The organism is Sphingomonas gilva, assembly GCF_003515075.1.
GTDB classification, from domain to species: Bacteria; Pseudomonadota; Alphaproteobacteria; order Sphingomonadales; family Sphingomonadaceae; genus Sphingomonas; species Sphingomonas gilva.
In genome coordinates this window covers 1-18,273 of record NZ_QWLV01000010.1, presented here as the reverse complement: position 1 = coordinate 18,273, position 18,273 = coordinate 1, and the positions used below count along the sequence as shown (strand labels likewise).

At 65.6% G+C, this 18,273-nt stretch carries 15 protein-coding genes, 1 tRNA gene and 2 pseudogenes; 12 read left to right on the top strand and 6 right to left on the bottom strand.

The window, feature by feature from the left end; genetic code table 11:
* Window positions 1-29 precede the first annotated feature (29 nt).
* Entirely contained in the window at window positions 30-605 is a 576-nt protein-coding gene (locus D1610_RS15900) for a hypothetical protein (protein ID WP_118865191.1), read from the top strand.
* 166 nt (window positions 606-771) lie between these two features.
* Here the strand turns inward: D1610_RS15900 and D1610_RS17470 are convergent.
* Window positions 772-888: pseudogene (locus tag D1610_RS17470) on the bottom strand (winged helix-turn-helix transcriptional regulator); the annotation flags it as partial.
* A 102-nt stretch (window positions 889-990) separates the two neighbouring features.
* On the opposite strand from D1610_RS17470, the gene D1610_RS15890 reads away from it, so the two are divergent.
* The 3 genes from D1610_RS15890 to D1610_RS15880 are packed head-to-tail and all read left to right on the top strand — an operon-like array spanning window position 991 to window position 5,475.
* Window positions 991-1,734: an SDR family oxidoreductase gene (locus D1610_RS15890; protein ID WP_118865190.1), complete on the top strand. Its 744-nt coding sequence runs from the start codon at window positions 991-993 to the stop codon at window positions 1,732-1,734.
* Window positions 1,735-1,792: 58 nt separating this feature from the next.
* A complete protein-coding gene (locus tag D1610_RS15885; protein WP_182466876.1) occupies window positions 1,793-4,138 on the top strand; it encodes an ATP-dependent helicase in 2,346 nt (781 codons plus the stop codon).
* A gap of 2 nt (window positions 4,139-4,140) precedes the next feature.
* Entirely contained in the window at window positions 4,141-5,475 is a 1,335-nt protein-coding gene (locus D1610_RS15880; RefSeq protein ID WP_118865188.1) for an AlbA family DNA-binding domain-containing protein, read from the top strand.
* Window positions 5,476-5,633: 158 nt separating this feature from the next.
* On the opposite strand, the gene D1610_RS17555 is transcribed toward D1610_RS15880, so the two are convergent.
* Entirely contained in the window at window positions 5,634-5,762 is a 129-nt protein-coding gene (locus tag D1610_RS17555) for a hypothetical protein (RefSeq protein WP_281268993.1), read from the bottom strand.
* A gap of 841 nt (window positions 5,763-6,603) precedes the next feature.
* Here D1610_RS17555 and D1610_RS15870 point away from each other — a divergent pair.
* Window positions 6,604-7,044: a hypothetical protein gene (locus D1610_RS15870; protein WP_118865187.1), complete on the top strand. Its 441-nt coding sequence runs from the start codon at window positions 6,604-6,606 to the stop codon at window positions 7,042-7,044.
* 65 nt (window positions 7,045-7,109) lie between these two features.
* Here D1610_RS15870 and D1610_RS15865 read toward each other — a convergent pair whose 3' ends face one another.
* On the bottom strand, window positions 7,110-7,613 hold the full coding sequence (locus tag D1610_RS15865) for a hemerythrin domain-containing protein (protein ID WP_118865186.1): 504 nt from the start codon (window positions 7,611-7,613) through the stop codon (window positions 7,110-7,112).
* Window positions 7,614-7,810: 197 nt separating this feature from the next.
* On the opposite strand from D1610_RS15865, the gene D1610_RS15860 reads away from it, so the two are divergent.
* The 3 genes from D1610_RS15860 to D1610_RS15850 all read left to right on the top strand — a co-directional run bounded on the left by D1610_RS15860 (window position 7,811) and on the right by D1610_RS15850 (window position 10,364).
* The gene (locus D1610_RS15860) at window positions 7,811-8,518 is read left to right on the top strand and encodes a L,D-transpeptidase family protein (protein WP_245942332.1); all 708 of its coding nucleotides are present in this window, start codon (window positions 7,811-7,813) and stop codon (window positions 8,516-8,518) included.
* Window positions 8,519-8,674: 156 nt separating this feature from the next.
* On the top strand, window positions 8,675-9,721 hold the full coding sequence (locus D1610_RS15855; protein ID WP_118865184.1) for a hypothetical protein: 1,047 nt from the start codon (window positions 8,675-8,677) through the stop codon (window positions 9,719-9,721).
* A 346-nt stretch (window positions 9,722-10,067) separates the two neighbouring features.
* The gene (locus tag D1610_RS15850) at window positions 10,068-10,364 is read left to right on the top strand and encodes a HigA family addiction module antitoxin (protein ID WP_118865183.1); all 297 of its coding nucleotides are present in this window, start codon (window positions 10,068-10,070) and stop codon (window positions 10,362-10,364) included.
* Between the two features lie 24 nt (window positions 10,365-10,388).
* On the opposite strand, the gene D1610_RS15845 is transcribed toward D1610_RS15850, so the two are convergent.
* Together D1610_RS15845 and lepA are read right to left on the bottom strand one after the other, a co-directional pair.
* Entirely contained in the window at window positions 10,389-12,581 is a 2,193-nt protein-coding gene (locus D1610_RS15845) for an SEC-C metal-binding domain-containing protein (RefSeq protein ID WP_118865182.1), read from the bottom strand.
* Between the two features lie 372 nt (window positions 12,582-12,953).
* The gene (gene lepA / locus D1610_RS15840; protein WP_118865181.1) at window positions 12,954-14,756 is read right to left on the bottom strand and encodes a translation elongation factor 4; all 1,803 of its coding nucleotides are present in this window, start codon (window positions 14,754-14,756) and stop codon (window positions 12,954-12,956) included.
* Between the two features lie 79 nt (window positions 14,757-14,835).
* Between lepA and D1610_RS15835 the strand changes: the two genes are divergently transcribed.
* From D1610_RS15835 to D1610_RS15820, 4 genes are all read left to right on the top strand, one after another.
* Entirely contained in the window at window positions 14,836-15,780 is a 945-nt protein-coding gene (locus D1610_RS15835) for a YncE family protein (protein WP_118865180.1), read from the top strand.
* A gap of 73 nt (window positions 15,781-15,853) precedes the next feature.
* Entirely contained in the window at window positions 15,854-17,152 is a 1,299-nt protein-coding gene (locus tag D1610_RS15830; RefSeq protein ID WP_118865179.1) for an FAD-dependent oxidoreductase, read from the top strand.
* 69 nt (window positions 17,153-17,221) lie between these two features.
* Window positions 17,222-17,298 (top strand) — tRNA-Pro (locus D1610_RS15825).
* Window positions 17,299-17,383: 85 nt separating this feature from the next.
* Complete coding sequence (locus D1610_RS15820; RefSeq protein WP_182466875.1) at window positions 17,384-18,112, top strand: 2OG-Fe(II) oxygenase; 729 nt, start codon at window positions 17,384-17,386, stop codon at window positions 18,110-18,112.
* A 38-nt stretch (window positions 18,113-18,150) separates the two neighbouring features.
* Here D1610_RS15820 and D1610_RS17635 read toward each other — a convergent pair.
* Window positions 18,151-18,273 (bottom strand): annotated as a pseudogene (locus D1610_RS17635) (IS30 family transposase); the annotation flags it as partial.

Sequence of the window (18,273 nt, the reverse complement as noted above, 5' to 3'; positions counted from 1 at the left end):
GGGAGGGCAATTCGATGAAAGGATTGGCAATGGTCGCGGCCGCCATGCTCGGCGGTACGCATGCGGTCGCGCAGGACGGTTTCGCCGCGCAATACCGCGTCGGTCAGAAGGTCCATTTCAGCGTCAGCGGAAACGCCGCCGATTTTCAGACGTGCACCGTCTCCGAAAACCCGTCCGGGGGGCTGATGCGCGTGCGTTGCGCGCAGTTCCGCAAATGGGCGGCGGGCAACTATATCGTCTATGGCCCAGCGCATATTCGTCCGCTCGGCGCGCCCGCGGGGACGGCGCCTCGGCCCGCATCCCGCCCCGCGACCATGGCCAAGCCCAAGCCCAAACCCAAACCGCCTGTCCCGGCCGTCGGCGGCGGTCTCAAGCCGGGCGAATATGCCTGCTATGGCAGCGGCGGGCGGATCATGATCGGGCTGGGCTTCAAGGTCGCGGCGAACGGCCGCTATACCGATCTTGAGGGCGGCAATCCCGGCACGGTCAGCGTCGCCGGCGGCAACGTCACCTTCCGCGGCGGCCATATGGACGGCCAGGTCGGGCGCGATCTTTCCAACCACGCCTTCCGCATCGGCCTGCAGGCGCGCTGCGAACCCTATTGATCGGCGGCCGCGCCGTCACGTCCGCAGGAATTCCAGGTGCCGGCGGACCGCCTTCTCTCCCGCGCGGGTCGCAGTCCGAGGCACAAGGACGCAAACCGGGCGGAAGCGGCTTTCCGCTTCCGCCCGGTCCGTCAGTCGCGCGGGGCGAGGCTGACCAGCCCCGCGCCTCCAGGATCAGCATCGTCCATTTGTCGGCGACGCGGCCGATCACCTGGGTCACCAGCGCCTCGACGCGCGGGTCGAGGGGCGGATATTCGCGCGGACGATCGGCGGCGGCGGCCATGCTGACACTCTCTTTCGGGTAAGTATAAATCTTTCGGGTGCCTTCTTCCGAAGGGAGAGGAACGGAATACATCGGCGGCGCCTCATGCGAAAGGAGCCAGTCATGAAACCCAGCGGCAACACCATTCTCGTCACCGGCGGCGGCAGCGGCATCGGCCGCGGGCTGGCGCAGCGCCTGCACGACCAGGGCAACACCGTCATCGTCGCCGGCCGCCGCCGCGAGGCGCTGGAGGAGGCGATCGCCGGCCGCGCGAACATGCACGCCGCCACCCTCGACATCGAGGACCCGGCCGCGATCGCCGCCTTCGCCGCGCGGATCGTCGCCGATCACCCCGCGCTCAACATCCTCGTCAACAATGCCGGCATCATGCGCTACGAGGACGTCACCCAGAAGCGCGACCTCGCCGATGCCGAGGCGACCATCGTCACCAACATCCTCGGCCCGATCCGCCTGACCGACGCGCTGGTCGATCATCTCGCAGCCCAGCCCGACGCGGCGATCTTGAACCTCACCTCGGGCCTCGCCTTCGTCCCTGCGCCAAAGGCCGCGACCTATTCGGCGACCAAGGCGGCGATGCACTCCTACACCGTATCCCTGCGCGCGCAGTTGGAGGGCAAGGTCGAGGTGATCGAGATCGCCCCGCCCGCGGTGCAGACCGATCTCACCCCCGGCCAGTCGACGCGCCAGGGCTATATGCCGCTGGAGGACTATCTCGCCGAGACGCTGGGCCTGCTCAACCAGCAGCCCACCCCGCCCGAGATCCTGGTCGAAAACGTCAAGCGCCTGCGCCATGCCGAGGCGAACGGCCAGTTCGACGCGGTGCTCGGCTTCCTCCGCGCGCTGTAGCGGGCGGCGGGCGGCACAAGGCTTGCCCCTGCCGCCCCCGTTCCCTACCTGTTCGCAGGTGAGTCTCCCCGCCCCCGCCCCCCAAGGCCAAGCAGCCGATCCGCCCTATCTGCGCGGCCTGAACGCTCCCCAGCGCGAGGCCGTCCTCACCACCGAGGGCCCCGTCCTCGTCCTCGCCGGCGCGGGCACGGGCAAGACCGCGGCGCTCACCGCCCGCCTCGCCCACCTGCTCTACACGCGCAAGGCGTGGCCGTCGGAGCTGCTCGCGGTCACCTTCACCAACAAGGCCGCGCGCGAGATGAAGGAGCGCATCGGCCGCATGGTCGGTGACGCGGTGGAGGGGATGCCCTGGCTCGGCACCTTCCATGCGATCGGCGCGAAGATGCTGCGCCGCCATGCCGAGCTCGTCGGGCTCCAGAGCAACTTCACCATCCTCGACACCGACGATCAGCTGCGCCTGCTCAAACAACTGATCGTCGCCGCCGATATCGACGAGAAGCGCTTCCCCGCCCGCCTGCTCGCCGGCCTGATCGACGGCTGGAAGAACAAGGGCCTCACGCCTTCGGACATCGGCGCGGACGACGCCGCCGCCTACGCCAACGGCCGCGGGCGGGAGCTCTACGCCCAATACCAGGCCCGCCTCGCCGCCTTGAACGCCTGCGATTTCGGCGACCTGCTGCTCCACATGCTGGTGATCCTCAAGCGGCATCGCGACGTGCTCGAACTCTATCAGCAGCGCTTCAAATATATCCTGGTCGACGAATATCAGGACACCAACGCCGTCCAGTATCTCTGGCTGCGGCTATTGGCGCAGGAGCGCAAGAACATCTGCTGCGTCGGCGACGACGACCAGTCGATCTACAGCTGGCGCGGCGCGCAGGTGGAGAACATCCTGAAGTTCGAGAAGGACTTCCCCGGCGCCGCCGTCATCAAGCTCGAACAGAATTACCGCAGCACCCCGCACATCCTCGCCGCCGCATCGGGCGTTATCGCCAACAATGGCGGCCGCCTGGGCAAGACCTTGTGGACCGAGGCCGGCGAGGGCGAGAAGGTCCGCGTCATCGGCATCTGGGACGGCCCCGAGGAGGCCCGCCGCATCGGCGACGAGATCGAGGCCGCCCAGCGCGGCGGCGCCAGCCTCGACGATATCGCCATCCTCGTCCGCGCCCAGCACCAGACCCGCGAGTTCGAGGATCGCTTCATCGCCATCGGCCTCCCGTACAAGATCGTCGGCGGCTTCCGCTTCTACGAACGCGCCGAGATCCGCGACGCGCTCGCCTATCTCCGCCTGGTCAACCAGCCCGCCGACGATCTCGCCTTCGAACGCATCGTCAACGTGCCGAAACGCGGCCTGGGCGACAAGGCGCTCGCCAAGCTCCACCAGCTCGCCCGCGCGCAGGGCGTCCCCCTCACCATCGCCGCCGCCCGCATCCTCGACACCGACGAACTAACCCCCCAGGCAAGACGCGCCCTCGGCAATTTCGTAGGCGACCTCGCCCGCTGGCGAGACCTGGCCAGTTCCTCCCCCGCTTCAGCGGGGGAGGGGGACCGCCCGGCGCAGCCGGGTGGTGGAGGGGGCCTGCCCCACACGGAACTCGCGCGAACCATCCTAGACGAATCCGGCTACACCGCCATGTGGCAGGCCGACCGCTCCGCCGAAGCCGCCGGCCGCCTCGAAAACCTCACCGAGCTCATCCGCGCGATGGAGGAATACGACTCCCTCGGCGCCTTCCTCGAACACGTCTCGCTCGTGATGGACAACGACGCGCAAGCGGAGCGCGAAAAGGTCACCATCATGACCATGCACGCCGCCAAGGGGCTGGAATACGACACGGTGTTCATGCCCGGCTGGGAGGAAGGCCTGTTCCCCTCCCAGCGCGCGCTCGACGAAGGCGGCAATGCGAGCCTCGAGGAGGAACGCCGCCTCGCCTATGTCGCCATCACCCGCGCCCGCGCCCGCGCCACCATCCTCCACGCCGCCAACCGCCGCATCTACGGCCAATGGACGTCGAGCATCCCCAGCCGCTTCGTCGGAGAACTGCCCGCCGACCACATAGAGGAGGAAACCACCCTCTCCGGCGGCGCCAGCCTGTGGCGCGCCAACTGGTCCGAACACACCGACCCCTTCGCCAACGTCGCGCGCGGCACCGGCCGAGGCCCCGGCTGGCAACGCGCCGCCGGCGCCGGCGGCCTAGCGCCGGTCTCGAACCGCGTCCTCGAAGCCCGAGCCCCCGCCGTCAGCCTAGGCAACAAGGGCCGCGACGACCTGGAGGTCGGAATGCGCGTGTTCCACCAGAAATTTGGCTACGGCAGCATCGCCGAGATAGAAGGCAACAAGCTGGAGATCGACTTCGAACAGGCCGGCCGGAAGCGGGTGATAGATAGCTTTGTGAGCTTGGGGTGAGGATGCCAACAACAGCTGAACTTGTCGCGCTTATCGCAGAACCTTCGGAATCGCTTTCTATCGAACACAAAAGTTGGCTCGATCTTTCCGAAAGACACAGTCAAGCCACTCTAGCAAAAGCTGTAATTGCTTTATCAAACCATGGCGGCGGCATCGTGGTGTTTGGCATGCGTGGCGATGATGCCGTGGCCGGCTTACAATCCTTGCCTCGCCCTGATGCCATCGGTCGATACCGACAGGACGATGTGAACGCCGCTGTCAATCGGTTTGCAGAGCCTCGCGTGCATTGCTCGCTGCTCTTCGCACGCCATCCCAACACGAATGTTGAGCATGCCTTTGTTGTTGTTCCTGGTGATGAGCACGTGCCGGTGATGAGCCGGCGTGATCACGCAGGCGTCATCTCTGCTCAGCGCTGCTATATGCGCAAGCCAGGGCCGCAAAGCGAAGAGCCTTTTACCGCACAAGAATGGCGCAGCATTTTGGATCGGTGTGTCCGATCGGGTCGCGATGACATGCTCGAAGCTATTCGAATCATTGTTCAAGGGCGCGCAGGTGTTACGCCCGATGATGCACGCTTGGAGCAGGTTGTCGATTTTACGAGTCGCGCCATCAGTCGTTGGAATGAGTTGACCGAAAACCTCCCATCCGATGACGCAGGAAAAATGCCGCTCGGGCGTTACGAGCTCACATTCGATCTGCAGAATGTCCCTAATGTGGCTACCCTTGCCAATTTAAGGGATCGGATGGCAGCAGCTGGGCAAACTAGGCACACTGGTTGGGGCCCATTCGTCACTCTGCATAGAGAACCATTGACCCCATACGCACGAGAAAGATGTATCGAAGCTTGGCTCGGCGCTCCGGACGTGGAACGGTATCAAAGAACACCGGCGCATTGTGACTTCTGGCAAGCAAATCTTGACGGCCAATTTTTTCTGATGCGTGGATTTGACGAAGATGGCGTTCAAAGTCGTCCGGCCGGCACTTTGTTCGACGTCACATTACCAATATGGCGTGTAGGCGAGGCAATGCTTTATGTGGCCCGCTTTGCTCGGGCGCTGGATGACAACGCTTCCATAACTCTTAGAGCAACATATAGAGGCCTAGGAGATCGAACACTAACAAGTTGGAATGGACGTCGCGCTATATTCGACAATCGCCGCTGTCGAGATGATGAAGCTGTGATTCAAACTCAAGCGTCGGCTGTTGAATTTGAGGAAAATTTAGTCGAAGTGATGCATCCTATGCTCATTCCACTATATGAGCGCTTCGATTTTTTTGAACTATCTGCTCAAATGGTCGCTGAGGAGTTGGCTGAAATGAGAGCCAATCGCTTCTGACGTCATAACAAATTCAGACACACAAGATCTAATTACGCCGCCACCCGCTCCACCTCGATCGCTCCTTCCCGCGCCCGTACCCACGCCAGATTGTGCGCCGCCTGCATCCGCACCAGCGTGTTCCGCCGACAGCCCGGCGCGGTGGCCCAGCTGGTTGCTCATCGCGCCCACGTCACATGCAGCCGCGCCGCCGCGTCGATAACGGACAGGCCGTGCGGCTCCACCACCTCCGCGCGCAGCCATGAGCCGGGATTCACTGCGAGGCTTGGATGCAGCTTGATTGCCATCAGCAATGACCTCACCCACACTCGTCACCCCGGACTCGTTCCGGGGTCCATCCCTCCACGCGCGCAAGCTGGGCTTGCGGCACGATGGATGCCGGAACTAGTCCGGGATGACGAGGAAAGGGGCGCGACGAACTCCGGGAAACGGCAATGCCGGGACAAGGGGCGGCCGCGCGTGAGGCCGATCGACCGCGGCTCGGCTCGGCCGGAAGAATGGTTCACGCGGAGGCGCGGAGAGCGCGGAGACACTTTCCCGGCAAGGCCCGTGTTCCATCAACATCGCGACACGTCGCGTGGTTGAGGGATGAGAACCGCCGACGCGGCAAAGCGCCCTCCGCGTCTCCGCGCCTCCGCGTGAAAATCCTTTTTCGCCTTCCCCTCGCAGTCCCGAGACGCCGGGAGCTGATCCCGGTCCAACTCTGCTGGTCACCCCGGACTTGATTCGGGGCCCGCCCCGCTTGCGCCGGGCGGCTCCGCGAAATCGATCAGTCGCCGTTTCCTGGGGAGGATCTGATTCACGCAAAGGCGCGGAGCGGCCCGCCGCGCCAGCGGCATTCATGTTCCCGCCGGCGAGCTAGGCATGACGCCGAGCCTGAGCGTGCGCCTCGCGCAGGGCCAAATATCTCCGCGCGCTCCGCGTCTCCGCGCGAACCACTCCTTCTTCTCCGCGGCTCCGCCCGCAACCCCCGTCGCGCACGCCCCCGAAGCGCAGGTTCCGATGCGAGGAAGGACGGACGCCCATCCCCCCACCTCGCGACCAATCATCCGCTCCCGCCGTCCCGGCCAGAACATATCGGAAACAAATCGCTGTCCTACATCGTCCGAAATCGGCATAGACTCGCCGATGACCGATTCGCCCGCCCCTGACGCCGCCACCGATCCGCTCGCCTTTGCGCCGGTGAAAACCGCCGCCCGCCATGACGGCTGGACGCCCGCCCGCCAGCGCGATTTCATCGCCCAGCTGGCGCGGATCGGCGTGGTCGGCGCGGCGGCGAAGGCGGTGGGGATGAGCGCGAAATCGGCCTATGCCCTGCGCAAGCGCGCCGGAGAGGGCAGCGGATTCGCCGCCGCCTGGGCCGGCGCGCTCGACATCGGCCGCGCGCGGGCGCTCAGCCTGGCGATAGACCGAGCGTTGAACGGCGAGGCGACCCCCGTCTTCTATCGCGGCCGTCAGATCGGCGAGCGGCGGCGCTACGACAATCGCCTGCTGCTCGCCGCGCTGCGTGCGATCGATCCCGCCGCGCGCACCGCGCCGGCCGATCTAGGCGGCGGGTTCGGCGGATGAGCCCAACGGCCCGCCGCAGTCCCGGGGTGGCGTGCCGTGACCTTCGTTACCTTCGCCGGGCCGCCTCAGGCCGTCGTCAGCGTCGCCGTCTGGGGCCTGGGCAGGCCGTTCGCCTTGTACTCCGCGGTCAGCGCTTCCTTGCGCGCGCGCAGCTCGTCGCCCAGCGCGTCCATGTCGAGCCCGGCGTGCCGCGCCTGGCTGAACATGCCCTCCATGCGCTTCTCCTCCTCCTCGACATGATGCTCGATCTGTTCGGAGAGGACCTTCACCTTGGCGTCGTAGAACTCGTCGTCGGGCCCGCCCGCCTCGATCTCGGCGATCAGCACCTTGGCGCCGTCATGCTCGACATAGGCCTCCTTCAGCAGGTCCTCCTCCACCTTGCCTTCGCAGGCGGGGTAGAAGATCTCCTCCTCGATCTGCGTGTGGACGATCAGCTCGAGGCAGATCTCGCGCGCCAGCTTCTCCTTGCGGCCATCGCCGCTCGCCTTTTCGAACGCTGCGAACAGCTCCTCGACCTTGCGGTGATCGGCCTTGAGCAGCGCGATCGCGTCCTGTTTGGTGTCTGCCATGCGGGGCCTCCTGTGGTTTCAGGGCCTCAACCGCGCGCCCCGCGCATCGTTCCCGCATATCAGCCTGTTGCGAGTCGTTCGCGCCCGGCGGCGTCACCGGCCATGCTTAACGTGCCACGCCGGAACAGCCCCATTTCGGCACAGACTCGCCCGCCTCCGATGCGTTAAGAGGGCCTCAACCAACCGGGAGCCGAGAGATGGCGAGACACAGGATCGCCCGCACCGCCGCCGCCATGCTGTTCGCCGCCGCGCTGGTCGGCATCACCCCGCCCCCGCGCGACGGGCTGGCGGAGGCGCACGCCCCGGCCGCGCCGTCCCCGCCGCCCGCCATCGTCCCCGAAGCCGCACCCGCGGAGCCCGCCCCCACGCCGCAACCGGCGCCCGCGCCCGCACCCGCGCCGGGGCCCGCCGCCGCCGCCGCAATCCCCGCGCCCAAGCCCAAGCCCGCCCCCGCCCCCTTCGTCGTCCGCCGCATCCTCGACATCCCCGGCCCGATGCGGCACGGCAGCTGGGTGTGGGACGATGCGGGCGTCCCCCCGGGGGAGATCGTCGTCACCGTCGATCTCGCCGCGCAGACCATGTCGGTGTTCCGCGGCGGGTACGAGATCGGCGCCGCGGTCATCATCTACGGCGCGACCGACAAGCCGACGCCCACCGGCACCTTCCCGATCAGCCAGAAGAAGCGCCACCACATCAGCAACCTCTACGGCGCGCCGATGCCCTATATGCTGCGCCTCACCAATGACGGCGTCGCGATCCACGCGAGCGAGGTCGAATGGGGCAACGCCACCCATGGCTGCATCGGCCTGCCGCCGGAATTCGCCGCGAAGCTGTTCGGAGAGGCGGAGCTCGGCACCCGCGTCATCGTCACCGACGGCAAGCACATGGCGCTGCCGAGCGCGTAGGCGAAGCCAACGCAGCGGCGGCGCAAGCCGACGGCAAGCCCGGCCGGCGGCGCGAAGCAGCCGTCCGACGACGCGGCTTTGCCGCGGCGCTGCCGAACGCTTGAGGAAAATTCTGCTGTCCTACATATAACCATATAGGTTATATGCCGAGTCGCTATGCAAATCCTCCCACCCCTGCCGCCCGGCGAGCGCCCGCCGATCCCGCACTTCACCCCGGTCGCCCGCAAATACCGGTCGGACGGCTGGACGCCCGAACGCCAGCGCGCCTTCGTCGCCGCGCTCGCCGACACCGGATCGGTCACCGCCGCCGCGCGCCGCGTCAACATGGCGAGCGAGGGCGCCTATGCATTGCGCCGGCAGCCCGATGCGGAAAGCTTCGCCGCCGCGTGGGAGGCCGCGCTCGATCACGGCGTCCGCCGCCTCGCCGATATCGCCATCGATCGCGCGATGAACGGCGTCCCGGTCCCCATCTTCTGGCGCGGCGAGCAGGTGGGCGAGAAGCGCTGGTTCAACGATCGCCTGCTGATGTTCATCCTCAAGCACCACATGCCCGCGCGCTACGGCGCCGGCCTGCTCGCCGCCCCGCGCAGCCGGGAGCAGATCGAGCAGGAGGCGGCGGAGAACTGCCCCGTCTGCAAGCAGCGCGCCGTGGACGAGGCCGAGGCCAAGGCGAAGGAGGAGGCCGACCGTGCGGCCGCTCTCGCCGCCTTCCCGTCCAAATGGCTGATGGACCTGTTCAAGCGATACCGGGCGAAGGTGTTGAGCGAGCGCCGCCACCGCCTGGCCGGGGAGGTGATCGCCGCCGATTACACGCTGCGCCAGCTCACCCATATCGAGCTGATGCTGTCGATGGGCGGCCGCACGACCGAGATGCTCGACATGTGGAGCACCGAGGACGGCCAGACGCCGTCCATCCTCCACGACAACAACTTGTTCGCCGATCCGGTCAGCAAGATCCTCGACGGTATCCGGCGGGAAGTGTGGGCGCGCCAGGACGGCGGCCTCGAACGCCCCGCCCTCCCCCACCACCACCGCAAGCTGCCGCCGGGCCACGGCCAGGACCCCTGGCCCGGCGACACCCAGGCCGAACGCAAGGCCGCCCGCCGCGCCGCCCAGGCGAGGATCGCCGAGGCGCAGGCGGAATGGGAGGCGGCGTGGAAGGAGGAGACGTGGGCGGTATGGCGCGCCAGCCGAAGCGAGTAGGCGCAGCCAACGCAGCACCGGCGCGAGCGCCGGCGGCAAGCGCGGCCGACGACCGGCCGGAGAACCGGCCGTGTCGTTCGACGACCTGGGCTTTGCCCAGGTCAGCCTGTCCTGAGCGCCTGCCTTGGCAGGCAGTCGAAGGGCGGCTTTGCCGCGGCGCCCCCGCGCGCCAAAGCGACACCCAACCCCAGCCCGCTCATGCTGAGTAGCGCCGCAGGCGCGTATCGAAGCACCGCCCTTCTTCTCCGGGCTTTGTGTTTATCCTACGATCAAGAAACCAGTAGTTGTTCTCTCACGTCAACGCCGCCTCGCATGTCGAGGACATGGACCTGGAGGATTATCACTGATGGCCATCAAGCTTCATCCCAGCTTCGCCGTCCACCCCGGCGCATGGCTGAAGACCGAGATCGTCGCCCCCCACGGCCTCAGCGTGACGGAGCTTGCCGGCAAGCTCGGCGTAACCCGCCAGGCGATGAGCAATCTCCTCAACGCCCATGCCGGCCTCTCCGCCGAAATGGCGATCCGCTTCGAAAAAGCCTTCGGCCTCCGCGCCGACACGCTGCTGCGCATGCAGGCCGCGCACGATCTCGCGCAGGCGCGCGCGCATGAGGGGGATATCCGGGTGGAGCGGGTGGCGGCTTAGAGGCGTCCCATATTCACGCTGCCGTTAGTTCTGAGTAGAAGCAGAGCCTATAAGGCAGCACCTTTTAAACTTCTTTCCGCTGCCACACGGGCAGGCCTCGTTGCGCCCGACTTTCGATCCGGTGGGCCTTGGTGCGATAGGTCGCGCTGCGGAATTTCGACTCATACCTTGAGTGGCCCGTTCAAGGGCATTGTCGTATTTCCACGGAAAGCGCAGATGGATTCCGAATTTCGGCAGTCCATCGTCAGCCCGAACCATTAGGCCGAACCAACTGTCGGCATGATGCACATACTTTCGGCGGCGGCAGTGATCTGCCAGCCGTTCGGTGGCGATCACATTGGGCAGCGACCCGCAATGGATAGTTAGACCGCTTTGACTGTCATCGAAACCTAGGGTGAGGTCATGGCTCTTCCCGTCCCCACGAGTCTGCTCGGCAATCTGCCGCAATCCGCGATTGAGATCGTCTAGTGTCTCGCCGCTCAACGACAGCAGCAAGAAGCCAAGATCAACCAGTGTCGGGTCAGGCCGGTTTTCGATGCTTGCTAGTAGCCGCCCAACTAGCGTGTCCTCCATATGAGTCAGGATGCCGGTAGGAGTATGCTCTCCCGCAATGCCCGTTCGGCGAACGGTCATCGCGGTATCGAGCGAGATGCTGAAATCGTCGGCAATGGTGACGAGATTCATTTCCTCATCGAGCCAGAGATTTTGCTTGAGATGGTAGGCAAGGATCGTCAACTCATTGATGGTGTTGATGCGATCGCCATAGCTCACCCGGCGGTTTACATAACTCAGCAAACGCAACGGAGTTGACAACATCTCCGCAAGCACATCGATCAGAAACACATCTCCGATCAGCGGTGCCTGGATCACTGCATCGGTCTCAAATGTAAGGAATTGGCGGGCCTGTGCCCCCAGCGCGGGATAATGGTCTGACACGACGCACACGGGATAAATCTCGCGCAACGCTGGGACTTCCAAAACTACGCCATCTGCCCGAACGAAGCTGAGCGTCTGATCACTCAGCGACTTCGCACATAGATGCGCTTGGTCGTAAGCGTCCTGTACAGCCTTCTTGAAGTCGCCCCGCAGTTGAAGATCGTTCCCCTTTCGTGCCTCTAGCGTGAGTTTCTTCGACTTGCACTGGACCACAACGGCGCGGTCGGCAAACAGAACCAGCACATCGATTTCGCTGACGCGGCCGCCCTTGCGCAACACATTCACGCTGCGATGAACATTTCCTTCACCGAATACCGCCGCGAGTCGCTTCGCAACAAGCGCCTCGGTAAAGGCTCCTCGATGCTGGAAGGCGGCGTTACGGTACGCTTGGTCGGAGGCCATCCAATAATAAGGGGATTCATAGAGCGCTTCAACGACCCCATAGGCCTGAAGCGAGACGTAGTCGCCCGATGGAGTTCGGAGGATCGGACAAGCATTGGCCACATTGAAGTCACCGATTGTCCTGAAATCAGCATTGGTCGGTGCCTCCGGCGCGGTAAACGCGTCGAGCACCGCAACTGCGATCTCGACCGGCACGGCCGCAGCAGCGGCGATCTCCTGGAGTGAAAAGGTGAAGCCGGGGAGAAAGTTCAGCGTGGTTTGATCGGCGCCAAGAATCTGGTCGAACATCGGCAGTAACTTTTTATTCGGTAGCGTGCTCAGCGCTTCGGCGACCGCTCGGCCATCCGAGGCGTGGAATCCCTTGTTGGCGAACAGCCAGTCATCGTCCGGCGTATAACGGTCGACCGCAAAGTCGCGGTACTGAAAGCTATAGGCAGATTCCCCACCATAGAAGATCGGCTCGCGAAGCACGTCACCTCGTAGGAAGGGACTTGCCTCCTCAACCGACCGCCCCGCCTGAACTTCCTCGAAAGCTTGTTTGATCGCGGCCATCATCGGCTGGTTGAAGCACGCGTGCAGCTCTTCTAATAACTTACCGGTGCGATCGATTAGGCGAAGGATTTTGTCAGGCGTTGGCAGCTCAAAGTCGATAGGGTGCTTGAGCATCAGGCCAAGCAAAGTCGAAAACTCGGTGCGAATAGTCCGCTGAGGCGCATAGGAGGCGGCAAGCGCCTCACTCGTCAACTCACCAGAATGGATGACAAGGTTGTCGCGAAACGACTGCAAGGCTAGGACATGAATATAGCCCGGCGACGAGCACAGATGTTCCAGGTCGTCAAAGACCTCCTGCTCGGTGCGTGATGTCTCGAGCCGAATCATCCCTCTCCTGCTGCCGGTTAACCGACGTACCCGAATCATGACGGGATTTTGTCATTGTGAAGAACTCGATGAAATTCACAACGAGCGACAGCATGATCAGATTGCCGATTGGCGGGCACCGGACCTTTCGATCAAACCCCCACCGCGGCGAAGCCGCGTCGTCGAACGGCTCGGCTGACGGCGGGATCAGCCGGCCGTCGGCCGGGATGATGCTGGTCCTCGTCTAACTCCCGGATCGCGTGCGATCCGCTCGTTAGCCTCGGGCATCATCCCCATCCTCAACGCCGCAATAAAGGCCTCCTGCAGGAGGTGATTGCGTCTTGTTCGAAAGCGCGGGGCGCTTTCGAAAGCGATCGCCCACGCGATCCGGCTCTATTCCTCACCCATGCGTAGCGCAGCGATGAACGCCTCCTGCGGAATGCTAACGGACCCATATTCCCGCATCCGCTTCTTGCCCTCTTTCTGCTTGTCCAGCAGCTTCCTCTTGCGGCTCGCGTCGCCGCCATAGCATTTCGCCGTCACGTCCTTCCTCAGCGCCGCGATCGTCTCGCGGGCGATCACCTTGCCGCCGATCGCCGCCTGGATCGGGATCTTGAACAGGTGCCTGGGGATCAGGTCCTTCAGCCGCTCGCACATGCCGCGGCCGCGCGCCTCCGCCGTGCCGCGGTGGACGATCATGCTCAAGGCGTCGACCGCCTCGTTGTTGACCAGGATGTTCATCTTGACGAGGTCGCCCGGCCGGTGGCCGATCTGGTGATAGTCGAAGCTGGCGTAGCCGCGGCTGATGCTCTTCAGCCGGTCGTAGAAATCGAACACCACCTCGTTCAGCGGCAATTCGTAGCGCAGCTGCGCGCGCCCGCCGACATAGGTCAGGTCCTTCTGGATGCCGCGCCGGTCCTGGCACAGCTTCAGGATCGAGCCGAGATATTCGTCGGGCACGTAGATCGTCGCCTCGATCCACGGCTCCTCGATCTCCTCGATGCGGTTGGGATCGGGCATGTCGGCCGGGTTGTGCAGCTCGATCACCTTCGCGTCTTCGGTCTTCGAATGGCTCAGGTGGATGCGATAGACGACGCTGGGCGCGGTGGTGATCAGGTCCAGATCATATTCGCGCATCAGCCGTTCCTGGATGATCTCCAGGTGGAGCAGGCCCAGGAAGCCGCAGCGGAAGCCGAAGCCCAGCGCCGCGCTCGTCTCCATCTCGTAGCTGAACGACGCGTCGTTCAGGCGCAGCTTGCCGATCGACTCCCGCAGTTTCTCGAAGTCATTGGCGTCGACCGGGAACAGCCCGCAGAACACCACCGGCTGCACCTCCTTGAAGCCGGGGAGCGGCGCCGCGGCGGGCTTCTTCGCGTCGGTGATGGTGTCGCCGACCGCGGTCTGCGCCACCTCCTTGATCTGCGCGGTGATGAAGCCGATCTCGCCGGGGCCGAGCTGGCCGAGCTGCTCGATCTTGGGGCGGAAGGCGCCGACGCGGTCGACCAGATGGGTGGTGCCTGCTGCCAAGAACTTGATCTGCTGGCCCTTCTTGATGCTGCCGTCGATCACGCGGACCAGGATGACGACGCCCAGATAGGGGTCGTACCAGCTGTCGACCAGCATCGCCTTCAAGGGCGCGTCGGCGTCGCCCTTTGGCGGCGGGATCTTGGCGACGATCTGGTCGAGGATCTCGTCGATGCCGATGCCGGACTTGGCGCTGGCCAGCACCGCCTCGGACGCGTCGAGGCCGATGATGTCCTCGATCTCGGCGCGGACCTTCTCGGGCTCGGCGGCGGGCAGGTCGATCTTGTTGATGACGGGCAGGATTTCGTGGTCGTGCTCGATCGACTGATAGACGTTGGCCAGCGTCTGCGCCTCCACCCCCTGCGCCGCGTCGACGACGAGCAGCGCGCCCTCGCACGCGGCGAGGGAGCGGCTGACCTCATAGGCGAAGTCGACATGGCCCGGCGTGTCCATCAGGTTCAGGACATGGCCCTTCCACTCAAGCCGCACCGTCTGCGCCTTGATGGTGATCCCCCGCTCCTTCTCGATGTCCATGTTATCAAGCACTTGTGCGGACATCTCACGGTCGGAGAGGCCCCCCGTGCGCTGGATCAGCCGGTCCGCCAGGGTCGACTTGCCATGGTCGATGTGCGCGATGATCGAGAAGTTGCGGATGCGGTCGAGCGGAGTCATTGCGGCCCCCTAGCAGCGTTCACGCGCTTGCCAAAGCCGTCCCGCGCAATAGTCTCGTCCACCCGTCCGGAGACCTCAGATGCGCACGCTCCTCGCCGCCCTCGCCCTCCTCTCCGCCGCGCCCACGCTCGCGCAAACGCTGATCGTCGGCAACAAGGGGGAGGATACCGTCAGCTTCATCGATCTCCAGACCGCGAAGGAACGCGCCCGCGTCGCCACCGGCGACATGCCGCACGAGATCGCCGTCTCGCCCGACGGCAAGCAGGCCGCGGTGGTGGCGTACGGCGGCACCACCATCGACGTGTTCGACGTGGCCAGCGCGAAGAAGCTGCGCACGATCGACCTCGCCCCCAACCAGCGCCCGCACGGCCTGCTCTGGCTCGCCGACGGCCGGCTGGTCGCGACCGCCGAAGCCAGCCAGTCGATCGCCGTCGTCGCGCCGGACGGCCAGGTGACGGGCATCAGGACCGATCAGCAGGGATCGCACATGGTCGCGATCACCCCCGATGCCGGCCACGCCTTCGTCGCCAACATCGGGTCGGGCACGGTCAGCGTGATCGATCTGGCCGCGGGCAGGAAGCTCCGCGACATCGCTACCGGCGGCAAGCCCGAAGGAATCGCGGTCACGCCCGACGGCAAGCAGCTCTGGGTCGGCGACCTCGACGCCCCGCGCGTCCAGGCGTTCGACGCCAGCAGCTACGAACGCCTCGCCGAGGTCGCGATTCCACCCGTCGCCATCCGCGTTCTTGCGAGCCCCGACGGCAAATGGATCGCAACCAGCAACATCGCCGCGGGCAGCGTCAGCCTGATCGATCCCGCAACCTTGAAGGTGTCGCGCACGATCCCGGTCAGCGGCGAACAGGAGGCGGGTCAGGTCACCCTGCTCTTCTCGCCCGACAACAAGCGCCTCTACGCCGCCGAGACCGGCCGCGATCAGGTGGCGGAGATTGATCTCGCCTCCGGCAAGGTGCTCCGCCGCATCCCCGTCGGCAAGAATGGAGACGGCCTCGCCATCGCGCCCTGATCCGCCGCGCTTGCCCTCCCCGCTTTCCCCGCTAGCATCGCGTTCGACAACAAGGCGTTGGGAGAGCGCGGATATGCTGCACGTCGCCGTGATCGGATCGGGCCCGGCGGGCTATTACACGGCGGAGGCGTGCCAGAAGGCGTTCGGCGACGATGTCCGCGTCGACATGATCGATCGCCTGCCCGTGCCCTACGGCCTGATCCGTTTCGGCGTCGCGCCCGATCACCAGTCGATCAAGGGCGTGTCGCGCCGCTACGAGGGCGTCGCGCTCAGCGACAATGTCCGTTTCGTCGGCAATGTCTCGGTCGGCGGCGACGTGTCGATCGCCGAGCTGATCGAGCTGTACGACGCCGTCGTCCTGGCGACCGGCGCGCCCAACGACCGCAAGCTGGACATTCCCGGCGCTGACCTGGCCGGCGTGCTCGGATCGGCGGCGTTCGTCGGCTGGTACAACGGGCACCCCGAATTCACTGATCTCGCCCCACCGCTCGACGTCACCAGCGCGGTGATCATCGGCAACGGCAATGTCGCGCTCGACGTCGCGCGCATCCTCGCCAAGACGCCGGGCGAGTTCACGGGATCGGACATCGTCGCCCACGCGCTGGAGGCCCTGGCGCAATCGTCGATCCGCCACATCACCATCCTTGGCCGCCGCGGGCCGCACCAGATCGCGATGACGCCCAAGGAACTGGGCGAGCTCGGCCACCTGGAGCGCGCCTCGCCGCGGGTCGATCCGATCGACCTGCCGGAAGAAGGCGCGGATGCGCTGCTCGAGCCGGGCATGCGCAAATCGGTCACCCATCTGCGCGATTTCGCCGCCAATCCGGTGGCGAAGCAGGTGACGATCGATTTCGACTTCTTCGCCGCACCCGTCGCGATCGAGGGCGACGGCAAGGCCGAGCGGGTGGTCGTGGAGCGCACCCGGCTCGACGATCAGCTCCGCTCGATCGGCACGGGCGAGACCTATGCCGTCCCCGCCGGGCTGGTGGTGAGCTGCATCGGCTACACCACGCCGCCGATCGAGGGGGTTCCTTACGAACATGGCCGCGGCCGCTTCGCCAACAATGACGGACGCGTGCTGCCGGGGCTCTACGCCGTCGGCTGGGCGCGGCGCGGCCCGACGGGCACGATCGGCACCAACCGGCCGGACGGCTTCGCCATCGTCGATCTGATCGCCGAGGATATCGGCAAGGGCAACGGCAAGGCGGGTCGCGCCGGCCTTGATGCGCTGCTGGCGAAGCGCGGCGTCGACATCGTCACCTTCCGCGACTGGCAGAAGATCGAGGCGGCCGAAATCGCCCGCGCGCGCGACGGTTCCCCGCGCGAAAAGTTCGTCGGCGTCGCCGAGATGATGGCCGCGCGAAACGGCTGACGCCGGGCTTGAACGTGGAGATTTCGCTGATATAAGCCGCCGCCTGCACGCGGATGCGCGCCCCGGAATCGGGGAATAGCTCAGCCTGGTAGAGCACTGCCTTCGGGAGGCAGGGGCCGGAGGTTCGAATCCTCTTTCCCCGACCAGGGCGCGCCGCCGCGGCACATGAAGGGCGCCGGACCACAGGGTCGCGGCGCCCTTTCCTGTTTTGAGCGCAAGCGCCGGAGCGCAATGCGCGCCGCTCGCTCCTACCTCACGCCCAAGATGGGTATGAACAAGATCAACTGGATGGAGGTGGCCGGTGAACTGGACACACGCGGCCATGCGCTGCTGCCAGCGTTGCTCGCCCCGGCGGCGTGCGACGCGATCGCCGCCCGCTATGACGAGGACCGGGGCTTCCGCAGCCGGGTAGTGATGGCCCGCCACGGCTTCGGTCGCGGAGAGTATCGCTATTTCGCCTATCCGCTGCCGCCGCTCGTCGAGCGCTTGCGCACCGCGATCTACCCGCACCTCGCCCCCATCGCCAACGCCTGGCATGAACGCATGGGACGCGACGACCGTTTCCCGACCGATCACGCCGCCTTCCTGGACCGCTGCCATGCCGCCGGACAGACCCGCCCGACGCCGCTGCTGCTGCAATACGGCGCGGGCGACTACAACTGCCTGCACCAGGACCTCTACGGCGATCACGTCTTCCCGCTACAGGTCGCGGTGCTCCTATCCCGGCCGGGCGAGGATTTCGACGGCGGCGATTTCGTCCTGACCGAACAGCGCCCGCGCATGCAGTCGCGCGCGGAGGTGGTGCCGCTCGGCCAGGGCGACGCAGTGATATTCGCGGTCAATGAGCGCCCGGTACGCGGCACGCGCGGCCATTACCGAGTCAAGCACCGCCACGGCGTCAGCACCGTGCGCTCAGGCCGACGCCACACCCTCGGCATCATCTTCCACGACGCCGCTTAGGCTAGGGCCGCTTGTGATCTGAATACCCGCCTCACCCGTCACCCCGGACTTGTTCCGGGTGTGGATTCACATTTGAAGTGCAACGGTTGGAGGAAGGCTTCGGCTGGGGTTTGGAAGCCGAGGCATTTGCGGGGTGTATTGTTGTAGCGGCGGACGAGCTT